At 71.3% G+C, this 6479-nt stretch carries 2 protein-coding genes; both read right to left on the minus strand.

What is annotated here, in order from left to right:
• A partial coding sequence (locus tag SPR02S_RS57970) for an amino acid adenylation domain-containing protein (protein ID WP_158697992.1) occupies nucleotides 1-2370 on the minus strand: 2370 nt, incomplete at its 3' end.
• On the minus strand, nucleotides 2370-6458 hold the full coding sequence (locus SPR02S_RS57975) for a non-ribosomal peptide synthetase (RefSeq protein ID WP_078623215.1): 4089 nt from the start codon (nucleotides 6456-6458) through the stop codon (nucleotides 2370-2372). The genes SPR02S_RS57970 and SPR02S_RS57975, both read right to left, overlap by 1 nt.
• Nucleotides 6459-6479: the final 21 nt, after the last annotated feature.

The raw sequence follows: 6479 nt of genomic DNA on the forward strand, positions 1-6479 counted from the left end.
CAGGGATGCGGGGACCGATGACGGCTGGGCGACGTCGGCGGTGCAGGTGTCGGTGAGGTCGTTGAGGAGGAGGTCGAGGGACCAGCCGTCGACGGCGACGTGGTGCAGGTGCAGCAGGAGCAGACCGCCGTCGGCCTGTGTCACCCAGGCGGCCCGCAGCATCCGCGCGTCGCCGAGGTCGAAGCGGTGGTCGAAGAATCGGTCGGCGGTGTCCTGCCACTCCTCCCCCGGGCGGGCGTCGAGCACGTGCCACGGGTCGTACGGAGCGTCGGTCCGCTGGAGCAGTCCGTCGGGCGTCGGGACCAGGCGGGTGCGCAGGGCCACGTGCCGTTCCACCAACGCGCGCACCGCTCGGTGCAGGACCGCTGTGTCGACGCGACCCTGGACACGGAAGGCCAACGGCACGTCGTAGGAACGGTTTTCGGGCTCGCGTTGGTGCAGGAGCCAGAGGCGTTCCTGTTCGCTGGTGGCCGGTGCGGTCGGTTCGCCGGAGGGGGCGGGTGCGGGTGGGTGTTCTCCCGCCGCCGTCTCCGGGGCGTGCACTGCGTCGGCGAGGGCTGCGAAGTCGGCCCGTAGGACGAGGTCGTGCGGCAGGTCGACGGCGAAACGGCTGAGGATCTCGAAGCGGAAACGCAGCGCCTTCAGCGAGTCGCCGCCGCTCGCGGCCCAACGGTCGCCGGGACGCAGGCCGTTGACGGCGAGGATGTCCTCGGCGATCTCCAGCACCCGCCGCTGCTCGACGCTGACGGGTGCGTCGTCCTCCGGCGAACCACGCCACGGGCTGAGAGCGCCGCGCAGCAGGGCGGCCTGGTCGATCTTGCCGTTGGCGTTCCGCGGCAACTCGGCGACGAGGTAGGTGTGGTGGGGGCGCATGTACGAGGGCAGGGCGGTGGCGAGGTGACGGTCGTAGGCGTCGTAGGTGAGTTCGTCGCCGAGCACGAGGAAGGCGAGCAGTTCGCTGCGCTCGGCTTCGTCGCGGCGGGTGCAGATGTAGGCCTGACGGACGGCCGGTTGGGCCAGGATCTGCCGCTCCACCTCGCCCGGTTCGATGCGGAAACCGCGCACCTTGACCTGGCGGTCGGCCCGGCCGACGTAGGTGATCCGGCCTTCGGCGTCCTGGCGTACGAGGTCGCCGGTGCGGTACCAACGCCGTTGTCCGTCCGCCTCGTTCGGCAGTCCTACGAAACTGCGGCCGGTCTGCTCCGGGAGCTTGCGGTAGCCGATGGCCAACGCCGGTCCGCAGAGCAGGAGTTCGGCGACCTCGCCCGGTTCGGCGGTGCGGTCGTCCTCGGTGCGGAGCAGTACGCCGGTGCCGGGGAGCGGGGTGCCGATCGGGATGGTGTCGCCGGCGAAGTCGCGTGGGATGGGGTGGCAGAGGGCGAAGGTCGTCGCCTCCGTCGGCCCGTACACGTTGTGCAGGACGGTGCGGGAAGCGGCGTTGGTCTCATACCAGCGGCGCACGATCCGTGCGTTGAGCTGTTCGCCGCCGACGAGTATCCGTCCGACGGTGGCGAAGCAGCCGGGCACCTGCTCGACCACCGCGTTGAACAAGGCCGTCGTGATGAACAGCGTGTCGACGCGCCGCTCGCTGAGCACCCTGGCGAATCGCGGCGCGCTGTGCACGTCCGCGTCATCGAGTACGACGCAGACGCCGCCGGTCAGGAGGGGGACCCACACCTCGAAACTGAGCGCGTCGAAGGCAGGGTTGGCCAGGGAGGCGAAGCGGGCGCCGGGCCGTAGGTCGAGGTAGCCGGGCCGGGCCAGGCGCAGCACTCCGTCGTCGGTGACCTCGACGCCCTTGGGGCGACCTGTGCTGCCGGAGGTGTAGAAGACGAAGCCCGTGGCCGTGTCTCTGGGGTGCCCCGGTGACACGGCGGGCAGGTCGGACCCGTCACCGGTCAGGAGCAACTGGGCGTCCAACGCGACGACGCGCTGCGGTAGTTGGGGTGCGTGCCCGCTGTCGTGGATTACGGCGACGGCGCCCGAGTCGTCGAGGATGTGCCGCTGCCGGTCGGGCGGGCTGAGCCGGTCGAGGGGGACGACGGTGGCTCCGGCGCGGCGGATGCCGAGCATGACGCAGACCAGTCGCCAGGAGCGGGGCAGGCGCACGGCGACCGCGTGGCCGGGGCGAACTCCGGCCGTGTGCAGGAGCGTTGCCACTCGACCGCTGGCCTGTTCGAGTTCCGCGTAGTCGAGGAACCGGTCGCCGTCCTCGATGGCGACGGCGGAGGGGGTGCGGCGGGCCTGGCTCAGCACGGCCTCGGCGAGGGAGGTGGATCTCGAAGGGGTCGGGGTGTCGCTGTGGATGTCTCTGCGGGTGTCGCTGTGGGTGTCGCTGCTGGTGTCTCTGTGGCTGGATCGGAGGTCCATCACGCCTCCCGTGCCGGCGGGGCCAACTGGGCGCCGTGGTGGGCCAGTTCGGCGCTGAGCAGGGTGCCGACCTGGGCCGCTCCGGCGCCCTCCAGGATCTCCCAGTGGTCGCACTCCATCGTCTCGACGTGGTAGTCGCCCTCGGCGCGGCGCCGCCAGAAGGCACGGACCTCGGCGTGGAAGGGGGTGTCGTCGGCGTCCGGCACGGCCTGAGCGAGGACGATGCGCGCCGGGGAGGTGGCCGGAAGGTGTTCGCGGGCGGTGAGCCGGTTGTGGTTGTAGAGGTGGAAGTAGCGGTCGACCTGGGCGTCGTCGATGCCGGGGTACATCCCGTTGAACCTCACGAGTTTGTCGCGGAACTCGGCCGCGTCGACGGCGCCGATCTCCGCGCGTGCGGAGGCGTCGTCGGTGGCCTGGGTGTCGAGGAGGACGACGCTGACGGCCCGGTGTCCGGCACTGGAAAGGAGGCGTCCCATCTCGTGGGCGACGAGGCCGCCGTAGGACAGGCCGGTCAGGACCAGGGGTGTCTCGGGGTCGGGCTCGATCAGTCGGAGGTATTCCTCGGCCATGGCCTCGACGCTCGGGAGGAGGTCCTCGTCGGGGTTCACTCCCGGGGACTGGATGCCGTACAGGCCAACGGTCTCGGGGAGGAGTGCGGCCAAGGGGAGGTAGCAGAAGGCGGTGCCGCCGGCGGGGTGGACGCAGACGACGCGCGGGCCGGTGCCGGGGCGGAACTCGATGAGGCTGCCGGGTGCGCGGGCGGTGCCGTCCTCGCGGAGCAGCGCGGCGAGTGTCTCGATGGTGGGGCGGGTCATCACCTCGCCGACCGGCAGGCGGCGGCCGAACTTCTCGGTGACGGCGTGGGCCATCTTGATGGCGGAGAGCGAAGTGCCGCCGATTTCAAAGAAGTTGTCGCTGACGCCGATGTCGGGGTGGAGCAGGATGCGCTGCCAGATCCGGTAAAGGCCGTGTTCGATGTGGTCGCGCGGGCTGGCCGTGTTGACCTGGTCGGAGGTCGACTCCTGGGCCAGGCGCAGCAGTTGGGGCCGGTCGAGTTTGCCGCTGCGGTTGAGCGGCAGGGCGTCGAGGTCGAGGAAGACGGCCGGGATCATGTAGTCGGGCAGTCGGCGGGCGAGGGCGGTGCGCCAGTCGTGGGTGGTGCGGGCCGGTGCGGTGCCGCGGCCGATACCGGCGAGCAGGCGGGGCTGGCCGGTCGCGTCGTGGTCGACGAGGACGGCGGCCTCGCGGACGCCGGGCAGGGTCATGAGCGCGGCCTCGACCTCGGCGGGTTCGATCCGGAAGCCGCGGAGTTTGACCTGGTCGTCGGCGCGGCCCAGGTAGTGGGCCTGGCCGTCGGGCAGACGCCGGGCGAGGTCTCCGGTGCGGTAGATCCGCTCGCCGGGCACGAACGGGTCGGGCAGGAAGCGTTCCTTGGTGAGGTCGGGGCGGCCCAGATAGCCGCGGGCCAGCGACGCTCCGCCGAGGTACACCTCCCCCACCACGCCGGGCGGGACGGGTTCCATGCGGCCGTCGAGGATGTACATACGGGTGCCGGGCAGCGGGCGGCCGATGGGGCAGGGGCGCTCCAGTGGGCGGGGGTCGTAGTACGCGGTGCTGTAGAGGGTCGCTTCGGTGGGGCCGTAGCCGAAGCAGATCCGCAGGCCAGGGAGGTGCTGTGTCATACGGTGCAGCGCGGCTTCGGTGAGGGACTCAACTCCCGTGAGCAGTGTGCGGAGTTGGAGCCCGTGCAGTCGTACGGCGGGGTCCTCGTCGATCCACTTGACGTAGGCGGGCGGCAAGAAGGCCTGGGCCACGGCGTGTTCGCGCATCCATGCCAGCAGGGCCTCGGGGTCGCCGCGCAACTCCTCGGGGACGATGTGCAGTTCGCCGCCGGTGGTGAGGGGCAGCAGCAGTTCGTGGATCGAGGCGTCGAAGCCGATGCTGGACCAGGCCGAGCCGACCTCGCCGGGGGCGGTGCCCATGCGGGTGTGCCAGGTGGCGAAGAGGTTGAGGACGCCGCGGTGCTCCACCGCGACACCCTTGGGTCGCCCCGTGGACCCGGAGGTGAAGATCACGTAGGCGAGTCGGTCCGCTGTGTGGACGATGCCCGCGGGCGGTCCCTGCCGGGTCGCCCCTTCGACTCCTCCTCCAGCCTCTCCCTCGGCCTCTCCCTCGGCTTCTACGGTCCGCAAGTCGAGCCATTCCAGGGGGCGTTCCGCGCTGTTGTGGTCGCTCAGCACGAGGGGGCAGGCCGCGTCCTCGACCATGTGCGCGAGGCGTTCGGCGGGCTGGCCCGGGTCGAGCGGGAGATAGGCGGCGCCCGCCTTGAGGATGCCCAGGATGCCGACGGCCAGGTCACGGGACCGCTTCGCGTGGAGGCCCACGACGTCGCCGGGGCGGACGGAGCGGGCGACGAGGGCGTGCGCGAGATGGTTGGCGCGGCGGTCGAGGGCCGCGTAGTCCAGCGAGCCGTCCCGGTCGACGACGGCGGTCTGTGCGGGGCGTTCACGGACGTGGGTCTCGAAGAGTTCGACGAGTCCGGACGCCGTGTGCGGAACGGACCCGGAGAGCTCCGACTGCGCGGCATCGCCGTCGAGTATCTCGCGCCGACGTTCCTGAGGCGCCATCAACTCCAGCGCGCGCACGTCCCGTTCGGGGTGGCGGGCCATGTCGGTGAGCAGGTGCCGCAGATGACCGGCCCAGCGCTCGGCGGTGGTGTGGTCGATCAGGGCCGTCGCGTAGTCGAGGTACCCGGTGATACGGCCGTCGGACTCGGTGGCCGAGACGGCGAGGTCGAACTTGGCCGGGGCGTGGGCGATCGGCAGCGGCTCGGCTTCGACTCCGGGCAGATGCAGCAGGTCCCGCCGTTCGGGCACCCAGGCCAGCATGGTCTGGAACAGCGGGGTGCGGGAGGCGCTGCGCGGCGGGTTGACCAGCTCGACGATGCGCTCGAAGGGCAGGTCCTGGTGGGCGAGCGCCTCGCGTACGACGGCACGGGTGCGGGCGAGGGCCTCGGACACGGTGAGGGAGCCGGACAGATCGATGCGCAACGGGAGGGAGTTGACGAGGAAGCCGATGAGACCGGCCGCGCCCGTGCCGCGCCGATTCGCGAACGGGCTGCCGACAACGATGTCCTCCTGCCCGGAAAGCCGCGACAGGAGAATCGCCCAGCCGGCCAGTACGGCCACGAAGGGGGTGGCGCCGTGCTGCCTTGCCAGGGCACGGAGCCCGGCGGTGACGTCGGCGTCGAGGCTGAACTCGGCCCGACCGCCCTCGTATTGCTGTTCCGTCGGGCGTGGCCGGTCGGCGGGAAGTTCCAGGACGGGCGGCGCCTCGTGCAGCGCGCGCCGCCAGTACTCCTCCTGGGCGGCGAGCGCGCCGTCGAGGACGGCTTGTTCCCGGGACTGGGTGTGGTCGGCGAACTGCACCGCGAGCGGCGGCAGGGGATTCGGGTCGCCGGCCGCGAACGCTTCGTAGAGTTGGCCGAGTTCGTCCATCATGACGTTCATCGAGACGCCGTCGTAGATGCTGTGATGGAACGTCAGGAGCAGGACGTGGCACTCGGGGCCGGTGACGAGGAGCCGGCCGCGGCCGAGCGGGCCGGCTTCGAGATCGAACGGCCGCTGTTCCTCTTCGAGTTGGCGGGCGGTGACGCGGGCGTCGAGGTCGGGGGCAGGGACTTCGGATAAGGCCGGGGCGTCGGATGGTGGCGGGGCTACGAATGGTGCGGAGGCTTCGGATTCGGGGGCTTCGGTGAGGTCCTCGAAGGTCAGGGCGAATCTCGCGCCCGGTGGGTCGATGTGCTGGTGCACTTCCCCCTCGGTGGCCACCAGCCGTGTGCGCAGCGACTCATGACGGTCGGTCACCACGTCGAAGGCGCGGGACAGCAGGCCGACGTCGAGCGGACCGGTCAGGGAGTAGGCGATCGTCTCGTTGTACGCGGCGTCCGCACCCGGCAGTTGGGCCAGGAACCACAGTCGCCGCTGGGCGAAGGAGGCGGGCCGGATGCGGGGCGTCAACTCGGCGCCGTCCGTGGCCGTTTCGATGGACGCGCGCGAAGTGGGGACAGGGTGGGGGGTGGTGTGCACCGGCGGTACCTGGCCTTCCCA

The organism is Streptomyces prunicolor NBRC 13075 (genome assembly GCF_000367365.1).
Taxonomy (GTDB): Bacteria; Actinomycetota; Actinomycetes; order Streptomycetales; family Streptomycetaceae; genus Streptomyces; species Streptomyces prunicolor.